This window comes from Gilliamella sp. BG7 (genome assembly GCF_046635565.1).
GTDB classification, from domain to species: Bacteria; Pseudomonadota; Gammaproteobacteria; order Enterobacterales; family Orbaceae; genus Gilliamella; species Gilliamella apicola_P.
In genome coordinates, this window is sequence record NZ_JBIDFB010000004.1 from 1 (window position 1) to 26,672 (window position 26,672).

At 32.2% G+C, this 26,672-nt stretch carries 19 protein-coding genes, 1 tRNA gene and 1 pseudogene; 11 read left to right on the plus strand and 10 right to left on the minus strand.

Features of this window, described 5'->3' with window-relative positions:
• Positions 1 to 65: 65 nt before the first annotated feature.
• A pseudogene (locus tag ACGH49_RS03795) lies at positions 66 to 362 on the minus strand (hypothetical protein); the annotation flags it as partial.
• 185 nt (positions 363 to 547) lie between these two features.
• Here ACGH49_RS03795 and ACGH49_RS03800 point away from each other — a divergent pair.
• Together ACGH49_RS03800 and ACGH49_RS03805 are read left to right on the plus strand one after the other, a co-directional pair.
• Positions 548 to 1,177: a helix-turn-helix domain-containing protein gene (locus ACGH49_RS03800; RefSeq protein ID WP_176701708.1), complete on the plus strand. Its 630-nt coding sequence runs from the start codon at positions 548 to 550 to the stop codon at positions 1,175 to 1,177.
• Positions 1,178 to 1,227: 50 nt separating this feature from the next.
• Complete coding sequence (locus ACGH49_RS03805) at positions 1,228 to 2,271, plus strand: YdgH/BhsA/McbA-like domain containing protein (protein ID WP_411588280.1); 1,044 nt, start codon at positions 1,228 to 1,230, stop codon at positions 2,269 to 2,271.
• Between the two features lie 46 nt (positions 2,272 to 2,317).
• Here ACGH49_RS03805 and hrpA read toward each other — a convergent pair whose 3' ends face one another.
• Positions 2,318 to 6,157: an ATP-dependent RNA helicase HrpA gene (gene hrpA / locus ACGH49_RS03810; RefSeq protein ID WP_411588388.1), complete on the minus strand. Its 3,840-nt coding sequence runs from the start codon at positions 6,155 to 6,157 to the stop codon at positions 2,318 to 2,320.
• A gap of 111 nt (positions 6,158 to 6,268) precedes the next feature.
• Between hrpA and ACGH49_RS03815 the strand changes: the two genes are divergently transcribed.
• The 4 genes from ACGH49_RS03815 (at position 6,269) to ACGH49_RS03830 (ending at position 11,532) form a co-directional block, all read left to right on the plus strand.
• Positions 6,269 to 6,688, plus strand: a complete 420-nt coding sequence (locus tag ACGH49_RS03815) for an META domain-containing protein (protein ID WP_411588281.1) — start codon at positions 6,269 to 6,271, stop codon at positions 6,686 to 6,688.
• Positions 6,689 to 7,012: 324 nt separating this feature from the next.
• The gene (gene pykF, locus ACGH49_RS03820; RefSeq protein WP_065607448.1) at positions 7,013 to 8,425 is read left to right on the plus strand and encodes a pyruvate kinase PykF; all 1,413 of its coding nucleotides are present in this window, start codon (positions 7,013 to 7,015) and stop codon (positions 8,423 to 8,425) included.
• A gap of 112 nt (positions 8,426 to 8,537) precedes the next feature.
• On the plus strand, positions 8,538 to 10,595 hold the full coding sequence (ppk1, locus tag ACGH49_RS03825) for a polyphosphate kinase 1 (protein WP_065607446.1): 2,058 nt from the start codon (positions 8,538 to 8,540) through the stop codon (positions 10,593 to 10,595).
• Between the two features lie 10 nt (positions 10,596 to 10,605).
• A complete protein-coding gene (locus ACGH49_RS03830) occupies positions 10,606 to 11,532 on the plus strand; it encodes a hypothetical protein (RefSeq protein ID WP_065607445.1) in 927 nt (308 codons plus the stop codon).
• A 200-nt stretch (positions 11,533 to 11,732) separates the two neighbouring features.
• Here the strand turns inward: ACGH49_RS03830 and ACGH49_RS03835 are convergent, their stop codons facing one another.
• The 3 genes from ACGH49_RS03835 to ACGH49_RS03845 form a co-directional block, all read right to left on the minus strand.
• Complete coding sequence (locus ACGH49_RS03835; RefSeq protein WP_296210363.1) at positions 11,733 to 13,193, minus strand: DASS family sodium-coupled anion symporter; 1,461 nt, start codon at positions 13,191 to 13,193, stop codon at positions 11,733 to 11,735.
• Positions 13,194 to 13,448: 255 nt separating this feature from the next.
• Positions 13,449 to 14,414: an FAD:protein FMN transferase gene (locus ACGH49_RS03840; RefSeq protein ID WP_411588282.1), complete on the minus strand. Its 966-nt coding sequence runs from the start codon at positions 14,412 to 14,414 to the stop codon at positions 13,449 to 13,451.
• 29 nt (positions 14,415 to 14,443) lie between these two features.
• Complete coding sequence (locus ACGH49_RS03845) at positions 14,444 to 17,215, minus strand: flavocytochrome c (protein WP_411588283.1); 2,772 nt, start codon at positions 17,213 to 17,215, stop codon at positions 14,444 to 14,446.
• A gap of 523 nt (positions 17,216 to 17,738) precedes the next feature.
• Between ACGH49_RS03845 and ACGH49_RS03850 the strand changes: the two genes are divergently transcribed.
• Complete coding sequence (locus tag ACGH49_RS03850) at positions 17,739 to 18,791, plus strand: dihydroorotate oxidase (protein WP_411588284.1); 1,053 nt, start codon at positions 17,739 to 17,741, stop codon at positions 18,789 to 18,791.
• 457 nt (positions 18,792 to 19,248) lie between these two features.
• On the opposite strand, the gene ACGH49_RS03855 is transcribed toward ACGH49_RS03850, so the two are convergent.
• Together ACGH49_RS03855 and dnaQ are read right to left on the minus strand one after the other, a co-directional pair.
• Positions 19,249 to 19,325: transfer RNA gene (locus ACGH49_RS03855), tRNA-Asp, on the minus strand.
• A 116-nt stretch (positions 19,326 to 19,441) separates the two neighbouring features.
• Entirely contained in the window at positions 19,442 to 20,176 is a 735-nt protein-coding gene (gene dnaQ, locus ACGH49_RS03860) for a DNA polymerase III subunit epsilon (RefSeq protein WP_255306974.1), read from the minus strand.
• 179 nt (positions 20,177 to 20,355) lie between these two features.
• Here dnaQ and rnhA point away from each other — a divergent pair, with 179 nt between their 5' ends.
• The 4 genes from rnhA (at position 20,356) to ACGH49_RS03880 (ending at position 22,920) form a co-directional block, all read left to right on the plus strand.
• On the plus strand, positions 20,356 to 20,829 hold the full coding sequence (gene rnhA / locus ACGH49_RS03865) for a ribonuclease HI (protein WP_411588285.1): 474 nt from the start codon (positions 20,356 to 20,358) through the stop codon (positions 20,827 to 20,829).
• A 202-nt stretch (positions 20,830 to 21,031) separates the two neighbouring features.
• Positions 21,032 to 21,541: a hydroxyacylglutathione hydrolase gene (gloB, locus tag ACGH49_RS03870; protein ID WP_411588390.1), complete on the plus strand. Its 510-nt coding sequence runs from the start codon at positions 21,032 to 21,034 to the stop codon at positions 21,539 to 21,541.
• A 7-nt stretch (positions 21,542 to 21,548) separates the two neighbouring features.
• Complete coding sequence (locus tag ACGH49_RS03875; RefSeq protein ID WP_411588286.1) at positions 21,549 to 21,644, plus strand: hypothetical protein; 96 nt, start codon at positions 21,549 to 21,551, stop codon at positions 21,642 to 21,644.
• Positions 21,645 to 21,852: 208 nt separating this feature from the next.
• Complete coding sequence (locus tag ACGH49_RS03880; RefSeq protein ID WP_065607430.1) at positions 21,853 to 22,920, plus strand: transglycosylase SLT domain-containing protein; 1,068 nt, start codon at positions 21,853 to 21,855, stop codon at positions 22,918 to 22,920.
• Here ACGH49_RS03880 and ACGH49_RS03885 read toward each other — a convergent pair.
• From ACGH49_RS03885 to rlmC, 3 genes are all read right to left on the minus strand, one after another.
• A complete protein-coding gene (locus tag ACGH49_RS03885; protein ID WP_065607428.1) occupies positions 22,901 to 23,680 on the minus strand; it encodes an endonuclease/exonuclease/phosphatase family protein in 780 nt (259 codons plus the stop codon). The two genes, ACGH49_RS03880 and ACGH49_RS03885, sit on opposite strands and share 20 nt — an antisense overlap.
• Positions 23,673 to 25,241, minus strand: coding sequence for a glutamate--cysteine ligase (gene gshA / locus ACGH49_RS03890; RefSeq protein WP_065607427.1), 1,569 nt, complete (start codon positions 25,239 to 25,241; stop codon positions 23,673 to 23,675). Before gshA ends, ACGH49_RS03885 begins: the two co-directional genes overlap by 8 nt.
• Before the next feature lie 252 nt (positions 25,242 to 25,493).
• Complete coding sequence (rlmC, locus tag ACGH49_RS03895) at positions 25,494 to 26,636, minus strand: 23S rRNA (uracil(747)-C(5))-methyltransferase RlmC (protein WP_411588288.1); 1,143 nt, start codon at positions 26,634 to 26,636, stop codon at positions 25,494 to 25,496.
• Between the last annotated feature and the right edge of the window lie 36 nt (positions 26,637 to 26,672).

Below are 26,672 nucleotides of genomic sequence, written 5' to 3' on the forward strand. Positions count from 1 at the left end.
GTTCCTCGCAAAGCTGCGGTACAACGAATACAGGCTATCTTATTATTTATTAATTTAATATTTTATTATTTTTCTATCTTCTCAACATGCAAAATAACAACGATATCCGTTCTGCTGTTTTCTTTTCCTGCGAGTGGCATTTTTAAAATGTGTTTTTTTATTTTACCCCATACTTGCATTTCACAAGCTTTACAATTGAACTTTAGCAATAATTCTTCATTATTTTGAATTAATTTCATTGGCGTAACTTTAGTTTTAACTCCTTGAATTCCTTTTGCTTGTTTTGGACATAAATTAAACGCAAACCGTAAACAATGTTTGGTTATCATTAAGGGCGCATCTTCTTTAACGTCATGTGCTTTTAAACAATAAATAAAAACATTAATTAGTCAGCAATTGTTGTTTTATTATAGATATATGATACTCTAATCGTTTTTAATAACTGTGATTATTTTTCGTTAATATGCAAGATATTTTTAAGACATTGCGCTCAAAAAGCTATTCTGTCCCATGTGAATTATGTAGCGCAGGGGCTCTCTGTATTCCTATGTTACTAAATAATAAGTTGGATACTATATTACAGCGAAAAATTTCTTATCTAAAAAATGAAATATTAGTTAAAGCTAAGACACCTTTTACTAAATTCTATGTTATTCATTCAGGTGCATTAAAAACTTTTGTTACCACTTCCGATAATCAACAACAAATTAATGGTTTTTATTTACCTGGTGATATTGTTGGTTTAGATTCAATTTCGACCAAAGTGTATAACAATAATATTCAAGCTCTTAGCAATACCCTTGTTTGCGAACTTTATTATAATGAACTAATGTCGTTGGTTGATACTCAGAAAAATGTCAGGGACTTAATTTGTAATTTGTTAAGTTCTAATATTTATGATTACCAAAAATTAGTATTATGCTATTCGCAGAAAAAAGCGGATGAACGGTTAGCAACTTTTATATATTCACTTTATCAACGCTATGAAAAAAGCGGCCATTCTTCATTAAATATTAAGCTCGTGATGAGTCGAGCGGATATTGCTAACTATTTAGGTTTGACAATCGAAACTGTGAGTAGAAATATATCAAAATTACAAGAACTTAATATTTTGACAGCTAAAGGAAAATACCTATTCATAAAAAACTTAAATGCTTTAATAGATTTATGTAATTAGAGTTATTTATGTTAAATTAACCAAAATTATTTATTGGAAGATCTTAATATATGACAAGTTTAAAGAACACGCTTATTGTAGTTGCTATGTCCCTAACCTCTTTTTCTTCGTTTGCTGCTCAACAATTAACGGAGCAACAAGCTAAAGGTTTACAGTCATTTAAAAGTATAACTATCCGCGGAGCTTTTTATACTGATAGTGATTATATTATGGCAATGTCGAGAGCTGCGGATAAAGAAGGAGCAGCTTCCTTTTATATAACCACAACTAATATTAGTCCTTCGAATGATACTTTAAGAATTGTGTATGCGAAATTATATAAAGCCGATGCTCCTAAAGCAGAAGAACAAGCAGAAAGCCTTCGCATGTTTGAAGGTATTTATGAATATCCAAAATCTAAAGCCATACGTTTAGAACCTTTCAACATTGTGCGTATTCGTGGCTATTTTCCTAGTGAATATGATATTAACCAAGCAATTGCTAAGGAAGCATCAGCAAAAGGTGCTTATGCTTATTATATTGATTCACGTAGTGAATTAGGTAGTAATATTCAAGTTGCTGCTTATTTGTTTAAAAAAGATGCACCTGAACGTAAACTTCAACCCGAGGATGCTATCCCATATGACTCTGAAGCTGGCCAACAAGCTCTAGCGCAAGGTGGTGATGCTGCTATGCAGGTAGAGAAACCTGGCTATTATTCTCCTTCAGCTTTTAATGAAAAATTTTATGCTGATAAATTTAATAATAAAGTAAAAGTCATTAATCAAGCCACTCATAAAGCAACAACGTCTACAGCAACTAATACTTCTGAATCCCAAGTTACAACGGCTGCAGCGGAGCCACAGCGTGTTACACGTTACACTGTAACTCTACCGGATGGACGAAAAATTCAAGAATTGAATGATGCAACTGCGGCAAAAATGGTTGCGTTTGATACAATTAAATTTAGAGGTTACTATGTAACTGATCAGGAAATTTCTTATCAAGCAGGTAAACGAGCTATTGATGCAGGGGCCAAGTATTATCATATTGCTAGAATTGCCCATGACTCAAATGGTCCAAATATAACTGTTTTTGTAGACCTGTATCGATAGTTTAATAGATGATCGGGCGCATAAGCGCCCTATTTTTTAGTAATGACTATAATTTTGATTTTAATACATTAATTTGTTGCTTAATGCGTTTTGCCGAAATTGGATATGACGTGCCAAGTTGCTGAGCAAATAAATTGACTCTTAATTCTTCAATCATCCAACGGATATCAGTCACTTTTGTATCTAATCGTTGATTCTTTTGTAGACTATTAACCCAATTATCATACTGATTCTGAACATCTTCTATAATGCTCATTGATTGTCTATCTCTTGCCATATTTTGAAATAATTTTTCAATTCTTTTCTCAATTGCCGATAAATATCGAGAGATATCATTCAATCTTCTATAACTTGATTGAGCAACAAATCCTTTATAAACTAATTTATTAAGTTGCTGTTTGATATCTGACAAGGCAAATGCTAAAGATAAATCAACGCGCCCTTTTAACTTTTTATTAATGATAAAATGCAAAGTTAGTATTGATTCGACTTGCTTAGCAATACCAACAACTATTTCATTAATATGAGTTTTAGTATAATCAAGTAATTGCTGATAATCATCAGTTGAATGTATTGCTTTATTATTTGTTTCAATTAAATAATCAACACCACAAGCGATACAATCATCAATAAGCATTAACACGTTACCAAACGAATTAAAATATAAACTTAATTTCGATTTATTGGGTAATTTTTCATGTAAATACTTGATTGGAGAGGGAATATTAAGCATTAATAAGCGTCTTAAACCTAATTTAGTTAATCTTTGTTGCTCTGATTGATTATCAACTAACTTTATACTTACGGAATTTTGATTATCAATAATTGCTGGATAAGCCTTAATAGTATAGTTTTTTTGCTTTTCTTCATAAACATCAGGAAGTTTTCCAAATATCCAATCTGTCAAATTATTTTGCTCAATTGAGTTATCTTTTTTATTAATAGTAATAGATGATAAAGCTTGTTGAAGTTGAGTTTTGAGTTGCTGTTTTAGCATATCAAAATCTTTACTTGAAGCAATTTCGTTATTATTACTATCAATAATACTAAAATTCATTTTTAAATGTTCAGGGACTTGTTCTAATTGCCAATTTTCTGATGTAATTTTCACACCAGTCATTTTATGAAATTCATTTCCTAAGCATTCAAGAAGCGGTTTTTCTGTAGTATCTACCCTATCTAAAAATGCATCTGCATAATTTGGTGCAGGGACAAGGTTTCGTCGTAAAGATTTAGGCAATGATTTGATTAATGCAATTATTAAATCTTTTCTAAAACCTGGCACTTGCCAATCGAATCCCTTGTTTTTAATTTGGTTTAAGATATCAAGTGGAATTTTTATAGTGACGCCGTCACGGTTATAACCAATATCAAAGTGATAACTAAGTGCTAGCTTAAAATGATCTTGATACCAGAAATCAGGAAAATCATTTAAGTTAATTAATTGTGCTGATTGCTTGATCAGCATCTCTTTTTGTACATTAAGATAATCAGGATCAGATTTTTGTTTCTGCATCCACCATTTATCAAAATGTCTAGATGAAATAACGGATTTATCTATACGTTTATCATAGAAATCAAATAATTCATCATCATCAATTAAAATATCCTGACGACGTGATTTATGTTCTAAATCTTCAACTTCATTAATCAATTTTTGATTTTGCTTGTAAAATTTATGACTTGTGAACCAATCACCTTCAACTAATGCATGTCGAATAAACAGAGTGCGACTTAAAATAGGATCAATTTTACTGTAATTTACTATTCTATTAGTAACAATTGGTAACCCAAATAAAGTTACTTTTTCGTTTGCTATTGTTGTGCCCTGCTTTTTAGACCACCTAGGTTCGTTATAGTTATATTTCACTAAATGTTTAGCTATAGGTTCAATCCATTCAGCTTCAATTTTTGCTGCTGTTCTTCCCCATAATCTATTTGTTTCAACAAGTTCACTAGCAATACACCATTTGGGTTGGTTTTTGAAAAGTGCTGAATTAGGAAAAATTGCAAATTTTATATTACGTGCACCTATATACTCACGCTTTTCAAGCTCTTTTATTCCAATATGAGATAGTAAACCGCTTAGTAACGAAATATGTAATGAATTATAATCAGCTTTTTTACTATTAATCGGAAACGCTAATTGCTTAATTGTTTGTCTAATTTGCGTATAGACATCTTGCCATTCACGGATTCGAAGATAATTTAAAAACTCTTTTTGGCATAATCGTCTAAATTGATTCCCTGATAATACGTTCTGTTGTTCTTTAATGTAGTTCCATAAATTAATTAAAGAAATAAAATCTGACTCCTTATCAACAAAACGACGATGTTTCTCATCCGAAGCTTGCTGTTTATCAAAAGGTCTTTCTCTTGGATCTTGAATCGATAAAGCAGCAGTAATTATCATTATTTCTTTAATGCACCCTAGGCGCCTTGCTTCAACCAACATCCTAGCTAATCTTGGATCAATTGGCAGTTGTGCTAAAATTTTACCTATTTCAGTTAAATGATATCTATTCTGTATGGTATAAATTGCCCCAAGTTCCTCTAATAAGCGAAGTCCATCACGAATAAATTTTGAATCAGGTTTTTCAACAAAAGGAAAAGCGGCAATATCGCCTAAGCCTAATGATGTCATTTGTAATATTACTGAAGCCAAATTGGTTCGCAATATTTCGGGTTCGGTAAATTTGGGGCGAGATAAAAAATCTTGTTCATCATATAAACGTATGCAGATACCATTAGATGTTCGCCCACAACGTCCTTTACGCTGATTGGCAGAGGCCTGTGATATTGGTTCAATCGGTAAACGCTGAACTTTAGTTCGATAGCTATAACGACTAATTCTGGCTAAACCCGAATCGATCACATATTTAATGCCTGGAACGGTTAATGACGTTTCTGCCAAATTAGTAGCAAGGACAATTCGACGTTTAGTATGCGATTGAAAAATTCGATTTTGTTCTGATACTGATAATCTTGCATATAAAGGTAAAATATCTGTATGACGAAGATCTAATTTATTTAGTATATCAGCAAGATCTCGAATTTCTCGTTCTCCTGTTAAAAAGATTAATATATCCCCAAGACTTTCAGTTGATAATTCATCAATGGCATCTATAATCGGTTGAAAATCACAACTTTTATCATTATTATCATCTTCTTTCAGGATTGGGGGACGATATCTAACCTCGACAGGATAGGTACGACCCGATACTTCAATAATCGGAGCATCATTGAAGTGTTTAGAAAAACGTTCCACATCAATAGTCGCTGATGTTATTATGACTTTTAAGTCTGGGCGTTTAGATAATAATTGCTTAAGATAGCCTAAAATAAAATCAATATTCAAACTGCGTTCATGAGCTTCGTCAATAATAATAGTATCATATTGTAGTAAGAGTTTATCTTTCTGAATTTCAGCAAGCAATATACCGTCGGTCATTAATTTAATCAGGGTTGTGTCACTGACATGATCGGAAAATCTTACTTTAAAACCAACTAACTGCCCTATTTCTGTTTTTAGCTCTTCAGCGATACGATTAGCTACTGAACGTGCCGCTAATCGTCTTGGTTGAGTATGACCAATATAGCCTTTCACGCCTAAGCCTAATTCTAAACAGATTTTGGGAATTTGTGTTGTTTTTCCCGAGCCAGTTTCACCAGCAATTATAACCACTTGATTATGTTTAATAGCATCATAAATTTCTTGTTTTTTTTCAATTACAGGCAAATTTTTGGGAAAAACAATATTTTTCGGTAACGATTCTATTCTGCTTTGATAATGTAAGTTAGCATCTTGTATGGCAGAATCTATATCAGCTATAGTTTGACTTTTCTTAGCTAATTTTATTATTTTATGCTTGTTTAGGAAAGTCATTGAGTCAAGATTTTTTAATTGCTGTTGAGATAGCATAGCGTGTCAAATATTTTAATTAAAGTCTCATTAATGCCTAATTATAACAAAATTAACCTATTATTAGGAGTTCAAATGAAAAAAACGTCCTTGTTAACTGCTCTATTTACAGCCTCATTGGTTCTTTCTGGATGTGAGGGACCAAAAACTCTACAAGAAGTCGATCTTATGCATCATCGTTTTGTGCTCACTAAAGCAAACGGTCAAGATATTTCATTAGGTGATCAAGCTGAAATTATATTTGGTGAAAACATGACAATTACAGGTAAAATGTGTAACCATTTTTCTGGTAAAGTTACTTTAGACAACGGTAGCATAAAAGGTAGTGGTATAGTGATGACTAAAATGCTTTGTAATGATGACCAATTAAATCAATTAGATTATGTAATTGAAAAATTAATTACTGATGGCACTAAGATTGAATTAAAAAACAATCAACTAACTTTGAAAAATGACACTAACACACTAGTTTATCAACTTAAAGACCTAATGTAATTTAAACAATTAATTATTATAATTAAATATATTTTATAAACAATAAAGTATATTTAAGATAAAAAACTTTATTTAAAATACTGTTAAGAATATAATAATAACAATTTTTAAAAGATTTAACTTATTGATGAAATTATCATATTCTTCAAATATTTTGTGTGATCTTAGTGGCCATATTGAGCTACAAACACCTTTTTTAACCAATAAAACTACCAATGCTTTGCCATTGGTTTTTTTTTTTGCAAAAAGTTGATTTATCGAATTTTTTAAATTGAATTAAAACATTAACCTTAACATTAAATAAATTACTAAGTAGATACTATTATGAAAAAGACAAAAATTGTTTGTACGATCGGACCAAAATCTGAATCAAAAGAAATGTTAGCAAAATTATTAAATGCTGGCATGAATGTTATGCGTTTAAATTTTTCGCATGGTGATTACGAAGAACATGGCAACCGTATCAAAAATTTACGTGAAGTAATGCAAGAAACCGGTTTAAAAGCCGCTATTATGCTAGACACCAAAGGCCCTGAAATTCGCACTATCAAATTAGAAGGGGGTAATGATGTATCCCTAGTTGCTGGTCAAACATTCACGTTTACCACAGACAAAAATGTTATCGGAAATAAAGACCGTGTAGCTGTAACTTACGATGGTTTTGCGCATGACCTTAAACCTGGTAATCGTGTTTTAGTTGATGACGGCTTAATTGCTATGGACGTTAAAGAAATTAAAAGTAATGAGGTTATCTGTACTGTTTTAAATAATGGTGAACTTGGTGAAAATAAGGGTATTAATTTACCTGGTGTTTCAATTAAATTGCCAGCACTAGCAGAAAAAGATAAAAATGACCTCATTTTTGGTTGTGAACAAGGTGTTGACTTTATTGCTGCATCATTTATTCGTAAACGTTCTGATGTAGAAGATATTCGTGCTCACTTAAAAGTTCATGGTGGTGAAAACATTAAAATTATATCTAAAATTGAAAACCAAGAAGGTTTAGATAATTTTGATGAAATTCTTGATGCTTCTGACGGCATTATGGTTGCACGTGGTGATTTAGGAGTTGAGATCGCTGTTGAAGAAGTTATTTTTGCTCAAAAAATGATGATCAAGAAATGTAATAAAGCATCTAAACCAGTTATTACAGCAACACAAATGCTTGATTCAATGATTAAAAACCCACGCCCAACTCGTGCAGAAGCTGGTGATGTAGCTAATGCAATTATTGACGGCACAGATGCAGTTATGCTTTCAGGTGAAAGTGCCAAAGGGAAATATCCACTTGAAACAGTGAATGTCATGGCAACTATCTGTAAACGTACTGACAACACTATTCCAGCATCATTAGTATTGACATCAAAAGAAGAAAAGTTGAGTATAACCTCGGCTGTTTGTTGTGGAGCTGTAGAAATTGCCGAGCGTCTAAATGTACCATTAATTGTTGTTGCAACTCGTAGCGGTAAATCAGCTAGGGAAGTTCGTCATTATTTCCCCAGAGCTCGTATTTTAGCGCTTTCATCAAGTCAAAAAACTGTTAATCAATTAGCTGTGACAAAAGGTGTAGAGCCTATTTTAATTGATTCAATTAACTCAACTGACGATTTTTATCGTTTAGGTAAAGAGATGGCTGTGAAAGTATGCGGTTTACAACAAGGAGATATTATTGTGATGGTATCTGGTGCTTTAGTACCAAGTGGAACTACTAACACAACATCTGTTCACCGTATTTAAAACGGTATACTTATTATTTGTCCTGCAATAAAAAAGCTAGCTACATGCTAGCTTTTTTTTTTACATAAGATATCCTGTATAAAATACTATTAATAGAGTTTGAAAGATTAAAATGATTGAAGAAAAAGTATATTTACCTAAGGAACTCAGTTGGTTATCTTTCAATCAGCGAGTCTTACAGGAAGCTGCTGATAAAAGTAATCCACTTATAGAGAGGATACATTTTTTAGGTATATACTCAAGTAATCTTGATGAGTTTTATAAAGTACAGTTTGCCAATTTAAAAAAATATGTACTTATTGAACAAGAACAAGCCAACTCATCTTCTAACTCTAAAAACCTATTACGCCAAGTAAACCAAAAAGTTATTCAACTAGAATTGCAGTTTGACCAACTTTATAATGAACTATTATTAGAAATGGCAAGAAATCAAATCTTTTTGATTAATGAAAGACAACTTTCAACTTACCAAGAAACTTGGATAAAAAATTATTATAAACAAAACCTTAGGCAATACATTACCCCTATCTTACTCGATAGTCATACCGAACTTATTCAATTTTTGAAAGATGATCATGCCTATTTAGCTGTAGAAATTATTTGTGAAGATAAAACCAATTATGCGTTACTTGAATTACCGACAGATAATATTTCTCGTTTTGTGTTATTACCGTCAGAAATTTCAACTAAAAATAAATCGATCATTTTTTTGGATAACATATTACGTTACTGTTTACCCGATATTTTTAAGGTTTTTTTTGATGCCAAAGAATTAAATGCCTATTCAATTAATATTAATAGAGATGCTGAATACGAATTAAACACGGAGTTAGACAGTTTGCTTGAACTTATGTCACAAGGTCTAAAACAACGTTTGACTGCACAGCCTGTTCGTTTTACTTATCAAAAAGATATGCCAAAAGCATTATTTGAGTTATTAATTAATAAATTGTTATTAACTGAACAAGACGCAATGCCAAGTGGGCGCTATCCTAATTTTAAAGATCTTGTGAAATTTCCAGACTTTGGACAAAAAAAGCTATTAAATAAAAAAATTCCTAGTTTAAGTTATAATCGATTTAAACAATTCCGTAATTCGTTTGATGCGATTAAAGATCGAGATGTGTTGCTTTATTATCCCTACTACTCTTTTGGACACGTATTAGAAATTATGCGCCAAGCTTCGTTTGATCCATCTGTTACACATATTCGCATGAATATTTACCGAGTTGCAAAAGATTCCCGCTTTATTCATGCGGCCATTAATGCTGCCAATAATGGTAAAAAGGTCACTGTAGTTGTTGAATTACAAGCAAGGTTTGATGAAGAGGCAAATATAAAATGGGCAAAACGATTAATTAGTAGTGGAATTAAAGTTATCTATTCACAACCAAAACTAAAGATCCACGCCAAATTGTTTTTGATTGATCGTAAAGAAAATGGCGAAATTGTTCGTTATGCCCATATTGGTTCAGGTAATTTTAATGAAAGGACTGCAAGAATTTATACCGATTTTTCGTTATTAACTGCAGATCCTGTAATTACAGATGAAGTTAAAAATGTATTTAATTTCATTGAAAATCCATTTAAACCAGTTTCTTTCCATCATTTACTTGTGTCTCCACAAAATACCCGATTGAGATTTTATGAATTTATTCAACAAGAAATAAATAATGCTAAAGCAGGTAAAGTAGCTGGTATCTATTTAAAACTCAATGCAATAACCGATAAAGATATGATCGACCAATTATACCGTGCATCTTGTGCAGGTGTAAAAATTAGAATTGTAGTAAGAGGAACTTGTGTCTTGATACCAAAAATTCCTAATTTAAGCGAAAATATTACTGTCACAAGTATTGTTGATCAGTTTTTAGAACATGCTCGTGTGTATATTTTCGAAAATGATGGGAAAAAAGATACTTATATTTCTTCTGCTGATTGGATGCCTCGTAACCTAGATAATCGTATTGAAGTGGGTGTAAAAATCTTTGACCCAATAATAAAATCAACTATTCATAATATTTTTAATATTCAGTGCAATGATAATGTAAAAGCTCGTATTATTGATAAAGATGCAACTAATAATTATGTGCAAAGAGGTAATAAGAAAAAAATTAGAGCACAATATGCCATTTATGATTATTTGAATCAGTTAGAATCAGTTGAATAAGGAATTTAAAGTGAATAAATTCAATGAATATGCCGTAGTTGATCTTGGTTCAAATAGTTTTCACATGGTTATTGCTCGTATTATAGATGGTGCTATACAGATTATTTATAAAAATAAAAAAAATATTTATCTCGCTACAGGGCTTAATGCTAATAACCAACTAAGTAAATCATGCATTATGCAAAGTGTCGAATGTCTTACACTATTTGCTGAAAGGTTGAAAGGCTTTCCACCTGAACATATTCGCGTTGTAGCAACTCATACACTACGGGTTGCAAAAAATAGATATAAATTTTTAATGGCTGCGGCTAAAGTATTTCCATTTCCGATAGAAATCATATCGGGACAAGAAGAAGCTCGTCTTATTTATTTAGGAACCATGACATCTGAACCAGCATCGTCAAATGATACTAAATTTGTAATAGATATCGGTGGAGGCTCTACAGAAATTGCAGTAGGTAGAGGAAATGATCTAAAACCTTTGATTGTTGCTAGTCGCCCTATGGGATGCATAACTTATGCTAAACAGTTTTTTCATGAAAATAAAATTAACGCTATTTCATTTGAACAAGCAAAGCTTGCCGCCGAACAACAAATTGAAAGCTTGATTAATATTATAAAAAAACAAAATATTACTATTGCATTTGGCACATCTGGAACTACTAAGTCTATTTATCGTATCTTGTTAGATATTGGTGTTTGTGATGGAATTATTACTCCCAAAAGGCTCGATGATTTAATTAGTTATGTTTTAAAATTTAACTCTTTTCAAGAAATTGATTATCCATCAATTTCTAATGAAAGGAAAAATGTATTTGTTAGCGGGCTAGCTATACTTAGTGGGGTTTTTAATGCGTTTGGGTTAAAAGCTTTACAATTTAGTCCATGCGCATTACGTGAAGGAGTGCTTTATGATTTAATTGATAGCCCTAAGTGACTAGAAGTTAACTAGAAGTTTGTTGAAAATAATAAATTGATATTACTTGATTTAGAACAAAAACAAAAATATTGGAAAGGCATTGAGGATTTGAAACTTTCAATTGCAGTTTGTTAATTATAAAAATTAAGTTATATATAAAATACCGCCATATCAATTGGCGGTATCGAAACAAGAAATAAGTTAACTATTTACTAATATTAACCCAAACCAATAATCTTCCACCATAAAATTCCAACAGTAAATACGATAATTAGATTTACAATACTACAAATAAACCCAACTTTCCACCAAGTTTTTACTGGCACAAAACCTTCGGCAAATAATAGTGGATTTCGAGCATTTGCAAACTGTGTAATTGATCCAAAGTAGTTAGTACAAATAACCAACGCAAAAATTGCAGTTAGAGTTGGTACGCCTAAGGCAATAGCGATCGATAAGAAAACGGGAAATAATGCAGCAATATGAGCATTTCCACTTGCAAAGAAATAATGTAAATAAACATAGGCAACACATAAAATAACTAAAACTAATACCCAACTACTTTCATCTAAATGACCTTGTACAGCTACACCTATTGTGTCCCCTAACCATTTTGTTACACCAAGTTTATTAACTTGCCCCGCCATCATAAGTAATGCCGCAAACCAAATTAATGTGTCCCAGGCAGCTTTTTCTCCTTTAATATCATCCCAGCTTAATACACCAGATAAGATCAAAATAGTTAAGCCAATAAACGCAGTAGTTGTTGAATCAATACCGAAGTTTTTACCAAAAATCCAAAGCGCTAACAAAAGTACAACAGTAACACCCATAATGATTTCTTTAACAGTAATTACCCCCATTTTCTTTAATTCTTCAGCCGCTAATTTTGGCGCTTCCGGTGTTCTTTTTAATTCTGGATTAGTCAGAAAGTAAATCACCAAAGGTATCACAACGAATGAAACTAAACATGGCCCAATTGCTGCAACAAACCATTCCCCCCACCCTAATGTAATACCTAGTGATGTTGTAACTAATTTAGCGGCTAATAAATTTCCTGTAAATGCCGTTAGAAACATTGCCGAGGTGATATCATTTACATGGCTAATAGTTAGCATTAAAAAAGTACCTATACGGTTTCTTGATTCATCTTTAGGATTGGATTTAAAATTAATTGCTAGCGCTTCCGCTATTGGATAAATAACTCCGCCAGCACGTGCTGTTGTACTTGGAATAGCTGGTGCCAATGCAATATCAGTAACGGATAAACCATAAGCAAGTCCTAAGGTATTTTTACCCAAAATTTTAACAAGATAATAGGCTATTCGTTTACTTAAACCTGTTTTGATAAAACCACGAGCGATCATAAAGGCAATAACAATTAACCAAATAAGACTACTATTTAATTCGCTTAACGAGATTTTTATTGACTCAGTCGCTGTTGTTGCACCAGATGGTCTCAATACAGCAAAAACAGTAATTGCTAATAGACCAATTGCGCCAATTGGCATTATTTCGGCAACAATACTGGCAATTGTTGCAACAAAAATGATGCTGGTTTGCCAACCCTCTTGACTAATACCTTCAGGTGGAGATACAAACAACCAAAATATCGCTGAAATTACCACAATAATGATAAGTGGCAACCATTTTACTGGTGGTTTCTTTACTACGCTCATAATATTTTCCTTTTTAACTTAAATATTATTTAATTTATAAGATTTAATTCAGTTACAATAATACTATTCTTTGTTTGGCTATTATTTATAATTGCTCATGTTTGCATAATCAAAAAATTCAATAAAATCAATAATCCACCTGAATGTTTTTTGTGAAAAGACCTATATATTAAGTCATTTACACAAAAACAAAATTCATAAAAAATAATAAAATTATATCGTTAACTAAAATCGCATTTATTGCAAATTGAATAATTAATCTATTTTTATAGTGTATTGAGTATCGGTTTTTTGAAAACTAAAGTTATCAGGATTTATTAATGCTATAGTTTTATTTTTTAGCAAAAATATGGCTGATAAATTTTGATTCTTTCGCAAATACGCCTTACTTTTCTCAATCCCCCATCCATAAAAAACAGTCGAATAAATATCGCCTTCTAATGAAGAATCTGAAATTATTGTCACACTTTCAAGTTCGTTGTCCAACGGATAGCCTGTTTTGGGATTAAATATGTGATGATAAAGTTTATTTTTTTGCATAAAAAAGCGCTCATAAATTCCCGATGTGACAACTGATTTATTTTTAACTTTAATAACGCCAGACAGCTCATCACTAATTGAAAACGGTTTTCTTAATCCTATATTCCAATAACCACTTTGTTCTGTTAAACACTCACCTAAAGTTAATACATTTCCACCTAAGTTAATAATACCTTGATACACTTGATTTTCGAGTAAAACCAATTTGACGATATCAGCAATATACCCTTTAGCAATTGCACCTAAATCAATTTCCATTCCAGTTTTTTTTAAAAAAACGGAATGTGTGTTTGTATCAAGTTCGACATTTTTAGGATCAATTAACAATAGTTGTTGTTTTATTAATTCAGCAGATGGTACTTGATAACCTTGGAAACCAATCTTCCAAAGCTTAACTAATGGGCCAATAGCAAAATTAAAGCAACTATTGAAATAAAGACTGACTTTTTGAGCTTGTTCAATTAGGGAAAAAATAGGTTGACTCACTGTCACTGGGTGTTTACCCGCAGCTAAATTAATTGACATAACTTCTGAAAATAGCCGGTTAACAGTCAATTTATCCTCAAGCATTTTAATAATTTGAAAAACAGTGTGTGCAACGGCTTCATTTGGCTCTAAAAGCGTTAATAACACCGTTGTTCCCATTAAAGTTTGAGAATATTCATATCTCGAACACACCATATTAAACAAGCTCAGCTAGTTGTAATAATTTAATTTTTAATATAATCAGCAGCTTTTTTACCCGCTTGTCTACCAAAAATAATGATATCAGCAACAGCATTGCCACCAATACGGTTAGCACCATGTACACCGCCAACAACTTCGCCTGCGGCAAAGACCCCTTGGATGATATTTTTATTAGCATCTAGGACTTGTGTTTGGGTGTTGATTGTCACTCCCCCCATGGTATGGTGAACGCCCGGTGCGATCTTTATTGCATAGAAAGGACCTTTTTCTATTGGATGACGTATACCTGTTGTTCGGCCAAAATCCTCGTCTTGTTTGGTAATAGCAAACTGATTATAACGCTTTACTGTTTTAGTTAATTTATTAGTATCAATTGATAATTTTTGTGCTAATTCTTCAATGGTATTTGCTTGTGATACAAGTTCATTTGAAACATATTCTTCCACTGCTTTGTTTTCATTACGGACTTGTTGATCAAATAAGATATAAGCATAGTGCTCAGGTAATTTTATAATCTCAGCTGAAACTTTATCCCTTGTATCAAGTTCATTAACGAATCGTTGACCATTTTGTGATACAAGTATTGCGCCTCCACCTCGAATCGATTCAGATATTAAATAAGATGTTGTTTGTTCAACCGTTGGGTGGATTTGAATCTCTCCCATATCAACGGTTCCTGCACCAAGTTTTTCCAATAACATAATGCCTGAACCAGTAGCACCTTTGTGATTAGTGGTGACAAAACCTTTAAGATCGGGTCGATATTTTTCAACCATTGTGGTATTGGCACTAAACCCACCAGTTGCAATAATAACTACTTTTGTTTTTATTACGTGATTTGAGCCATCTTCTTCTGAAACTTTAACACCAACCACTTTATTATTTTCTGTCATAATTTCAGTAACTACAGTATCAAGCATAACATCAATACCACGCTTATTGATGTTTTTAACTAGGCCACTAATTAAAAAACTACCTACTGCAGCACCACTTTCAGGGCGATGAGTTCGATCAATACTCATTCCACCAGTTGTTGTAATACCACTTAATTCAATACCATTTTCATCTAACCAATCAATGGCATTTGGTGCATTTTCAACAAAATAATGTAATAAATCAGGGTTATTTTTATTTTTTCCGCCTGTCATCGTTTCGTTATAAAAGAGTTCTTTACTATCTGTAATACCTTTGAGTTTTTGGAATTTGGTTTCTGCCGCATTCATACCGGCTGAAGCTTTATTGGTATTACCGCCAATTACAGACATTTGTTCAACAATAACCACATTTGCACCAAGATCATGAGCTTGGATCGCAGCAGTAAGCCCTGCTCCACCACTACCAACAACCACAACATCAAAGGATTGGTCATTTGGATCACCACCTTCCGCAATAATTGCTTCTTTATTAGATTTTGCCATCGCTTTAGTTACAGCTTTTTTAAATACCTCACATTGTGTCGTTGCGCCAGAAATAGCATCAACATGTGGACTGTTAGAGTCAATAATTCGATGCTTAATTTCAGTAAAATTATTTAATACTTCGCTATCAAAGTTGTTAGCATTAACGAGTTGTATATCTTTGATAAAATCATTTCCTAATTCAACATTAATCAAAAACTCATAAGATTCATCATTAACTTTTTCTTGATAATTACCAGGTTTGAATTTTTTAACATTAAGGTTCACATCCCGAATCAAACTTTCAACAAGCGAAAAATGCCATAGAGGTTCAGGGATATTCAGATCTTCACGTTTATCACTATTGATAAATAGCTCTAGTTTTTCACCTTTCTTTATGCGACTAACCCAATCAGGATAAGCAATGCAAGCTCGACCAACCGCAACTAAATCATAGCCATTGTCGATGGCACTATCCAAATCACTTTGATGAACAACATTACCGACACCTACAACAGGAATTTTTGATAAAATTGGTGAACGCATCGCAACAAATTTTTTAATTAATGGAGTTGGATCTTGAGTATCAACAATCGATGATCTAAGCGTTGTTCCCATTGAGAAATGAACATAATCAAGCCCTTTTAGGGCCAATTTTTCAAGCAAATACATTGTGTCATCAAAACGAATGCCTGGGATTTCTAATTCTTCTGGAGAAAAGCGATAACCAACGATAAACTCTGGAGATGCATATTGTTTTACCATACTATGAGTGATATCTAAGACTGCTAAAGGGAATTGAGTACGATTATCACGATTTCCCCCCCACTTATCATCTCGTTGATTTGAATTTGGTGAATAGAATTGCTGAATAAGATAAGTATTGGCACCATGAATTTCAACACCATCAAATCCAGCTTGGATAGCACGTCGCACTGCTTGGCCAAATTTTTCGATCATTTCATCGACTTCATCAGCGCTTAGTGCTACTGGTGTTGCAGCACCAGGGCGTGGTGCTGATATTGCACTTGGCCCCACAGGCGATTGTCCACCAATTAATTTTGGCTCAACCATTCGCCCTCCATGGTAAACTTGAATTACTGCTTTGGAGCCTTTTTCTTTGATTGCCTTCGCAATCTTTGCTAATCCTTCAATTTTGTCATCACTATCTAAACCAATTGCACCAGGAAAAGCTAATCCTTTATTATCAACAAATCCACATTCAACAATAATTGTCCCTATTTCACCAGATCGTACACGATAATATTCAATTAGATCTTGAGTAACTGAACCATCATAAAAACCAGAACAAGTTGTCATTGGGGCCATCATTATACGATTTTTTAGTTCAACGCCATTAGGTAGAGTTATCGGACTAAAAATATGTTCATTTTTCATTTTTATATACCTACTCACTAGTATTTAAACTTTTTAATTATGATAACATTAACAATAGTTACTCTCCACATGGATTATCTACATTAATAACAACAAGTATCATTTTTTAGACAGAAATTTTTTTAGTGTTATTAAGCAATTATAAAATTATCACGATAAATAGGATAAGGTCATGCTTATTTTGGGTATTTTAGAGAGATTATATTGTCGGATTTATGATTTAAAATCTAGAAAAAAATACTATAACCTTTTCATTTGGTTAAATATTTTTATGATTTTTATATTGAACTTTAATTTTATTCAGATAAAATGTGTACAAATTTACACAATAGAGAATAACTTAATGTCTTTAATTCCAATTGGCAGTTCTGAATCAACCCCATCTTTCTACTCTCTATTGTTCCTATTTCTTAATCCTCCTTATGGAGGATTTTTTTTTTGGCTCTAAAACCTTATTCATTTTATTTTTATTACAACTTAATACCCAACTTCACTTTAAGAACATGCATGATCAGGAGATAGTATGGAATCTTTAACACCTTTTTATAATCCTTCTATAAGCTACGAAGATAATTATGCTCAAGGACCATTTGGGCTTTTTACACAATTAGATAAAGCTGAGCAAATCCCAACAAAATCTTCAAAATTTTTAAACCATGACGTTAATTTACCATTTGGTATACCGGCAGGTCCTTTATTAAATGCAAACTACATAAAAGCTGCATTTGCCTATGGATTTGATTTATGCGTATATAAAACAGTTCGAACAAAACTACATAAATGTCATCCATTACCGAATGTGTTATCAGTTCATCCTAAAGGTAAATTATCGTGTAATTTAGATACAGTATTAGCTGATACTGCTTACAATCAACCTCTATCAATTACCAACTCTTTTGGGGTTCCTTCTTTTTCTCCAGATATTTGGCAACCAGATATGGCTGATGCAGTAAAATCTGCAGGTCATGGGCAATATGTAATTGGTAGTTTTCAGGGGACGCAAAGCAATGAAGCAATAGAAAACGATTATGCTTTAGCTGCAAAATTAGTTAGAGAAACCAATGCGCCTATTCTTGAAGCAAATTTAAGTTGCCCAAACGAAGGAGCAAGTAAACTACTTTGCTTTGATATAGATAAAGTCGAACGCATTGTTAACGCTATTAAAACAGCTGTTCCTGATCGCCCACTTATTTTAAAACTAGCCTATTTCCCTGATGATGAAAGGATCGTTTCTTTATTGACTCGTGTCGGTTCTATTATCGACGGCTTAAGTGCAATTAACACACTGTCAGCTAAACCAGTTGATGCTAAAGGTAATCCTGCCTTAGGTGAAAATAGAAAAGAAGGCGGTGTCTGTGGAGATGCAATTCGTTGGGCTGGTTTAGATATGGTAAGTAGATTAGCTAAATATCGAAAAGAAATGGATCTAAAATTTGTTATTGTTGGTGTTGGTGGTGTTAGTTCTAGTGAACATTATCGTCAGTTTATTGATAATGGAGCCGATGCTATCATGAGTTCTACAGGTGCCATGTGGAACCCAATGCTTGCTATAGAAATTAAGAAAAATCTTAAATAAAATTATTTACAGTTAGGCTCACATTTGTTACAGGGTAACTTACCCTGTAATTTTTTACTGCCCATATACCCTACTGCATTCTTAATTTTTCCTAAAATAATAAAATAAAAGGTATTTACAATACAATTAAGGCCATTGCTAACATTTCAAACAAATTTATTTTTGTTGCTTTCTTTTTTTATATATAAGTTTGATAGTAATGATTATCAGTAAAATAGCTATAAAGACGATCTGAGATATTGTTCAAAAAATAGGTCGTTAATAAATAAAAAAGCACTTTTGGTAGGAGCTGCACGAAAATACTAACTGTCCCAATAAAAATGAAGCACTACCCATAATTATAAAAAACCATTTTTTAAACATTATTAAATGTGACTTAGAAAGGTTTCAGTATTCAATTCAATACAATTATGGCGATGCTGATTATATTATAAAAGTGCAATTAGAAAATTTGAATTGGCGGAACGGACGGGGCTCGAACCCGCGACCCCCTGCGTGACAGGCAGGTATTCTAACCAACTGAACTACCGCTCCGCTTTATTTGATAGCTTTAACGTCGAAACGTTAAAGTAGGTGTGATATTAAAGATTATTTTTATTCTCGTCAATAAAATTTTTAAAATATACGATCAATTGAATACAAAACAATCATTAATTTATATTCCACAATGCTCCCCCACTTTTTTTGTCAATTTTTTTTAAAATAATCTCATGTTCAGAAAGTTCATGTCCTGTGGCTCTGATTACTTTCAAAGGCACACCATTACGTTCTACTCTTTTAATTGAATTAGATTCTAATAAAGATGAGTTATTATCTTCAGAACTAAAAGACAATGTCGTTTGCCCACCTGTCATAGCTAAATAGACTTCAGCTAAAATCTCAGCATCTAATAATGCACCATGCAATGTTCGGTGGGAATTATCTATCTGATAACGTTCACATAACACATCTAAATTATTACGTTTACCTGGAAACAAACGCCTTGCCATAGCCAAGGTATCAGTAATAATACAATGATCAGCTGTTTTAAAATCCAGACCACAAAGACGAAATTCATAATCCATAAAACCTACGTCAAATGATGCATTATGGATAATTAACTCGGCACCATCTATAAATTTAATAAAATCGTGAGCAACATTTTTAAATATAGGTTTATCTTTAACAAAATCATCACTGATTCCATGCACTTTAAATGCATCTTCATCAATTAAGCGTTCGGGGTTTATGTAAACATGAAAATGGTTACCAGTTAAACGTCGATTAATAATTTCAACAGCGCCAATTTCAATAATCTTATGTCCTTCATAATGATTATTACCTTCTTGGTTCATACCTGTCGTTTCAGTATCTAATACAATTTGTCGTGTAGAATTATGGATCACTTTCTTCTCTTTTATATCAATCGTTGGGAAAAACTTTTATTTAGTGGTATAGTCTAGCACCAAAATTCCTTAAAGTTGATACATTCAAAAATTAATATAGTTCTTAATTTACTTAAGTCACAGAATTACAGTAAATAAATTAATAAAAAATTTAAATAGTCATAAATGAAATTAAAAAGATGTTAAAAAAAATTGAAATATATACTGATGGCTCTTGCCTAGGTAACCCCGGTCCTGGTGGTTATGCTGCAATTTTAAAATATAAAACAAACGAAAAAATATTATCAGAAGGTTTTTTTAAAACTACAAATAATCGTATGGAATTATTAGCTGCAATTGTTGCTTTAGAACAATTAAAGCAGCCTTGTCAAATTGAGTTATATTCTGATAGTCAATATTTGCGAAATGGAATCATCAATTGGATACATGGTTGGAAAAAAAATGGTTGGAAGACCACCAACAAACAACCAGTAAAAAATGTCGACTTATGGAAAAGATTAGATGAATTAGTGCAGATTCATAAGATTGAATGGATTTGGGTAAAAGGGCATGCTGGGCACATTGAAAACGAGCGTTGTGACATTATAGCTAAAAAACAAGCTCAATCCCCTACATTACAAGATACTATATTTGAACAATGCATAAATGTTTAATGTATTAATTAAATATTTTTATTCAATTTTAAAAAGTTTATTTGCTTTTAACGACATAATTTATAATTAATGGTAAAAAATTAAAATGTATAAACTACATAGCATTGCATCCTTAAAGGATAATTATATTTGGATTCTAACCAATGCCAGTAACTAAGCCATAATTATCGATCCTGGGGAAGCCGAACCTGTTATTAATTATATTAATAAGCATAAATTAATCCCCCTTGGAATTTTACTTACTCATCACCATATTGATCACACTCGAGGAGTAAACCAATTAAAAGCTCAATACCAAGATATTGATGTTTACGGTCCAAGTGAAATCAATTTACCAATTAATTATCTTATTAAACAAGATAAAGTCTATATTGGTGATTTTAGTTTTGAAGTTATAGAAGTACCAGGGCACACTCTTGGTCATTTGGCATATTATTGCAGGTCCTATTTATTTTCTGGAGATACTTTATTTTCAGCCGGTTGTGGAAGAATTTTTGAAGGTACTCATGAACAAATGTTAAATTCTTTAAAGCATTTAAAACAATTGCCTAATGATACTTTAATCTGTGCAGGTCATGAATATACTTTATCAAATTTAGCATTTGCGTCCCAAATGCTGCCCGATGACAAAAACATCAAAAACTATTTAGATTCCATTTCTAATAAATCAATGACGTTATCGTCTAAGTTGTCTGACGAAAAAAAACATTAACTTATTCATGCGATGTCATGAAAAAGAATTGCAAAAGAAGTTTAAATTTAAAAACAAATTAGATTTGTTTGTTTTTTTTAGAAGCCAAAAAGACATTTTTTAGGTATACTATTGAGCTTAATTTAGGCAAAACTTACGGACTAATGAAAAAATTATTAATTTTTACAATATTATGTTTGTTTTTAATCGCATGTCAGCATCATGGGTCAAGATATAATCCTGTTGTTAGAATAAAGTATTCAAAAAACAGTGCTAATAATACTAATAGTTCCAGTAATTATGTATCTATCACTCAGAATCCATGGCAATATATGCTTAATCAGATTGATACAAATGTTCCCGAAAATAGCCGAGTTAATGCAGAAAGGGAACGATTACTACGTAATCCTAAAGGGTTTGAAACGATTGCTTTACGTTCAGAGCCTTATGTTTATTATATTATCAATCAACTTCGTAGAAATAATCTACCTACTGAACTAGCTTTAATTCCTCTTATTGAGAGCGCTTATGATCCACTTGCTACATCATCTGCTCACGCAGCAGGATTGTGGCAATTTGTTCCTATTACAGCTAAAGAATATGGACTACAACGAAGTAGTTCATTTGATGCACGTAGAGATCTAATTGCATCTACTAACTCAGCCATTTCACTTTTACAAGATTTAAATAAGCGTTTTGATGGCGATTGGCTATTAACTTTAGCCGCTTACAATGCAGGCGAAGGACGAGTTAGAAAAGCTATTGAGAAAAATCGAACTAAAGGTTTACCAATTAATTATTGGTCACTAGACTTACCAACAGAAACTATGCACTATGTTCCTAAAATTTTAGCAATTATTGATATTGTTAAGAATAGCAAACGATATGGCATCAAGTTACCTGATTGTAATTATGAAAATTCCCTCGTTAGAATTGATATATCTAAAAATATTTCATTAGCTAAAATTGCTAAATACTCAGAACTATCACTTGACGAGTTAATGACATATAATGCTGGATATGTGAAACAAACAGTAAACGGTCCTTTCCATTTGCTAGTTCCTTATGTTCATGCTAAAGATTTATTCAAGAAACTACAAGCAGAAAACCTAGTTGCGAATGAAATTACAGAACTTTTACAAGATCTCCCTCGTGCTAATATGCCATTTGAATTTAGATCAGGTTTCATTAAAAACAGCAGTATTGTGAGTAAAGAAAGTTTCTCTAAAAATGTGAAAAAGATTGCTTATCTTGTCAAAGCAGGAGATAGTCTTTACTCTATAGCTCAAAACTATCGTGTGAAAATTACCGATATATTACAATGGAATAATCTGAAGAATTCAAGAGTTCAAGAAGGTGATATATTGACAATTAATCTTGTCAATGCAAATCCAATCTAAAATTCACTAATAAAGGATTATGATCTGATGCGGTTGTACTAATAATTTCAGCCGCATTAAGTTGTAATCCTCGGTAAAACACAAAATCAAGCGGTCTGCCCATAAATCTTTTTCGAGAATCCACTAAAAAATTAACCGGCTTAAGTTCAATTGAACGAACAAAATGATACAACAAATTTAATCGTTGCCGACTCCATGCATTAAAATCACCCGCTAAAATAACTGGACCAGTATGCTCTTTTATATGATTTAATAGCAAATGTATTTGCTGACGATAAACTTTTACGCCAATACTAAAATTTACAGCATGAATATTAGCAACTAATAACTGCTGCTTGGAATTGCTAATAGGATAAATAGTGACTAAAGCAGATTTAGAAACACGGATTAGTGGTTCTTTTTCTCTAAAAGAAAAAAGTGAGGTTGGTAATGAATCAGAAATTGTCATGACTCCAGCATAAATGTCATTAAAACAATATGCTGGAACATGATCCGCAATTTTATTATGCTGTGAAATAAAATTAATTAACGGCGATGTTGTTTGTGCTTCTTGTAATATAATAAGTTTAGTTTTATCAACATAGTGTTTAAGCATATCAAGACAATCAGCCCTTCTTAGTTTAAAAATATTCCAAACTAAAATAGAAAACGATGTTTGATCAATTAACGGTCTATTTACTGCTATTTGTTGATAAGGAAAAATCAACTCAACTTTGTTGTTTGCCTGATATCGTAAAGTATAACAGCGCTTTTTAAACATTTTTGTCGTTCAAATTTTTTAAATATTGATCAAAAGATAGAGTATCATTCTGCTCTTTCTTTACCTGTTTCTCAATAGATAAATTGCGTTGTTGTACAAAATCACCTTCGGTTAATAATGCTAAAGGTTCTACCATAAGCTGTTTTTTATATTGATTTGCTAAAGCTAAACCAAATTCTGCTGTACCTAAATCACTTATTGCTTGCAATGTTCTTGCTGATAAAGTTAATTCAGGTTGATCAAACATTAAATCTAGACGTTCACAAACATTACGATAACGCTGCATATCATCTTGATGATCTAAAACATCAGCAACACGTAACAAATCTTTAAATAATTCGTGACCAACTTTAGATAATGGCTCTCGATTACTTTCACAGCCAATACCAATCTCAAGTCCTGGTTTTCGCCCTTCTATTATGACTCTATTCCAATTCAATTTAGCACATTCAAGTTCTTTACTACTCATCTCTGGGGCTGGTGCTAGTGCACACCAAATTAAAAATAGATCTATAAAACGTATTTGATCTTCAGTAATTCCTATTGGCGAAAATGGATTAACATCTAATGCTCTTACTTCAATATACTCAATACCACCACGCAAAAGTGCATCCGATGGAGATTCCCCTGCCATTGGCACTCGTTTAGGTCGAATAGGTGCGTAAAACTCATTTTCAATCTGTAATACATTATCATTTAATTGGCGATAATGCCCATCCACTTTAATTCCTAACTTAGCAAAATCTGCAGACTCTGTGCGCGTTGCACGTTTTAGTCCCTCTACATATGTCTCCAAATGGTTAAAAGTAATACCAAGCTGTTTTTGAGCATTATTGGTGTATCCAATATCACTTAATCTTAAAGAAGTTGCATAAGGCAAATAGCAGTTGCCATTTGTTTGTTCAATAAAGGCTTGTGCTTTAACTGGATCTTGAATAAATGAAGAACACATTGATGGCGATGCACCAAATAAATAAGGAATAACCCAACCAAAACGATAATAATTTCGTATTAAGGTAAAATAACCTTCAGAAATTATAGCTTTACCTTCTTCGGTATTTTTAACCCCTTCTCTTGCTTGCCAAAATGCAGTTGGTAGTGAAAAATTATAGTGAACACCTGAAATGGTCTGCATCATTGCACCATAGCGGTTTTTCAATCCTTCACGATAAATCGTTTTAAAGCGACCTTCATTAGAAGTACCATATTGAGCAAGAATAATATCTTTTTTGTTTGCAACAAAACAAGGCATACTTAAAGGCCACATCATTTCATCACCAATATTTACGCTAGCATAACGATGCAAATCGCGCAAAAAAGTCAACATATAATCTATATTAGTATTAACTGGCGTGATAAATTCTAACATTGATTCGGCAAAATCAGTTGTTATCCAAGGGTGGGTTAACGCAGCACCAATTTTTGAAGGAAATGGCGTTTTTGACAATGATCCATCAGGCAAAATACGTAAAGTTTCTCGTTCAATACCACGTTGAATACCTTGTAAAATGGTGTAGTGTTTTTCTAACCAACTAAGTGCTTTTGAAACATCAGGAATCATATTTTGCGCTTCCTTAAAATGTAGTTATTTAATATTTATATTAACATAATTTAAAATTATGCGATGGGCTAATTTATGACAACACTTGGAATAAATTAGCATTATACGTCGTAACATAGCAATCCTAAAAACTATAATTTACTATTTTCATTACAAATAATTCGATCTTAAATACATGGCAACTTAAAAAAATAACAGCTATTTCATGGATAGGAAATAGCACATATAATATTTATCATAAATCTATTTTATTTATAATCGTTGCAATAAAACTAATACTTCCATATGTGAAGTATGCGGAAACATGTCAAATAATTTTACTTTTTGGATTTGATAATTTGACAATAGCATTAAATCATCAACTAATGAAAATAAGTTACAACTTGAATACATAATATAATTAGGTGCCATTTGTTTCAAATACTGCATAAGTACTTTACCTGCCCCTCGTCTTGGGGGATTTAGTAAAACTAAATCCGGTACATTTTTTTGAGCTGTAGCGTATTGTGTTGCGTCAAATGCTTTGAAGTTTAATTGTTTAAAACCTAATTTTTTTGCTGATTTAGTTGCACACTCTATTGCGTCTGAATTAATTTCAATACCTGTAAGGCTAATATTTTTCTCAGCAACAAGGTTAGCACAACTTAACCCAAAACCACCTACCCCACAAAACATATCCCAAATAGACTGAATAGGTAAATCTGTGACCCAGTCACTTGCTGTTTTATAAAGGCTGCTGGCAACATATGGATTTGTTTGAAAAAAGCTTTTAGGTTTAATAAAAAGAGGAGTGTTATTTAAAGTTATCGGAAGAAATGAATTATCAGTTAAGACTATTTCTTCTTCACCTTCTAAAATAGCCGCATGATTTGGTTGAATATTTATCGAGATTACGTCTAAGTTTTGAATTTTGTCTTGTAATTGTTTAATAGAATCATTTATTTTAGCAAAAAACTTGTATGATTTTAAAACAAATCGCAACATAAAGTTGCTCGTACTCTCAATTTTACTTTCAGTAATTATAACAAATTTCAACTCCCCTTTACGCTTATTAATATTATAAGGAATAAGCCCTTGTTTACGAATGAAAGTTCGAACAAGTTTTAAGATATTTTGCATACTGTTTGAATAAAGAGGACAATCGCATAAATCGACGGTCTCATTCCCCGTTTGTATACCTAAAACGGGCTTTTCAACACTACCTAACACTGCCATCTTTGCTTTATTACGAAAAGCGGTTTCATGACTAGCAAAAGGTTCTTCAACCTCGTTTGGTTTAAATTGGGTTAATTGTTGTAATAACTTATTTTGTTTTTCTGCCAGTTGTACATGATAAGGATGTTCTATCCATTGGCAAGATAAACACTTTTTTTGTTGGTAAAAGTGACATTGCATTGCGATTAAAGCCTTTTTTATAATGGGTATAATTAT

What these genes read in the sequence shown, in the direction of transcription:
- ACGH49_RS03800 (WP_176701708.1), top strand. Translation starts at nt 548, where the DNA reads ATGTTACTAAATAATAAGTTGGATACTATATTACAGCGAAAAATTTCT.
- ACGH49_RS03805 (WP_411588280.1), top strand. Translation starts at nt 1,228, where the DNA reads ATGACAAGTTTAAAGAACACGCTTATTGTAGTTGCTATGTCCCTAACC.
- hrpA (WP_411588388.1), bottom strand. Translation starts at nt 6,157, where the DNA reads ATGACTTTCCTAAACAAGCATAAAATAATAAAATTAGCTAAGAAAAGT.
- ACGH49_RS03815 (WP_411588281.1), top strand. Translation starts at nt 6,269, where the DNA reads ATGAAAAAAACGTCCTTGTTAACTGCTCTATTTACAGCCTCATTGGTT.
- pykF (WP_065607448.1), top strand. Translation starts at nt 7,013, where the DNA reads ATGAAAAAGACAAAAATTGTTTGTACGATCGGACCAAAATCTGAATCA.
- ppk1 (WP_065607446.1), top strand. Translation starts at nt 8,538, where the DNA reads ATGATTGAAGAAAAAGTATATTTACCTAAGGAACTCAGTTGGTTATCT.
- ACGH49_RS03835 (WP_296210363.1), bottom strand. Translation starts at nt 13,193, where the DNA reads ATGAGCGTAGTAAAGAAACCACCAGTAAAATGGTTGCCACTTATCATT.
- ACGH49_RS03840 (WP_411588282.1), bottom strand. Translation starts at nt 14,414, where the DNA reads ATGGTGTGTTCGAGATATGAATATTCTCAAACTTTAATGGGAACAACG.
- ACGH49_RS03845 (WP_411588283.1), bottom strand. Translation starts at nt 17,215, where the DNA reads ATGAAAAATGAACATATTTTTAGTCCGATAACTCTACCTAATGGCGTT.
- ACGH49_RS03850 (WP_411588284.1), top strand. Translation starts at nt 17,739, where the DNA reads ATGGAATCTTTAACACCTTTTTATAATCCTTCTATAAGCTACGAAGAT.
- rnhA (WP_411588285.1), top strand. Translation starts at nt 20,356, where the DNA reads ATGTTAAAAAAAATTGAAATATATACTGATGGCTCTTGCCTAGGTAAC.
- ACGH49_RS03875 (WP_411588286.1), top strand. Translation starts at nt 21,549, where the DNA reads ATGCGATGTCATGAAAAAGAATTGCAAAAGAAGTTTAAATTTAAAAAC.
- ACGH49_RS03880 (WP_065607430.1), top strand. Translation starts at nt 21,853, where the DNA reads ATGCTTAATCAGATTGATACAAATGTTCCCGAAAATAGCCGAGTTAAT.
- ACGH49_RS03885 (WP_065607428.1), bottom strand. Translation starts at nt 23,680, where the DNA reads ATGTTTAAAAAGCGCTGTTATACTTTACGATATCAGGCAAACAACAAA.
- gshA (WP_065607427.1), bottom strand. Translation starts at nt 25,241, where the DNA reads ATGATTCCTGATGTTTCAAAAGCACTTAGTTGGTTAGAAAAACACTAC.
- rlmC (WP_411588288.1), bottom strand. Translation starts at nt 26,636, where the DNA reads ATGCAATGTCACTTTTACCAACAAAAAAAGTGTTTATCTTGCCAATGG.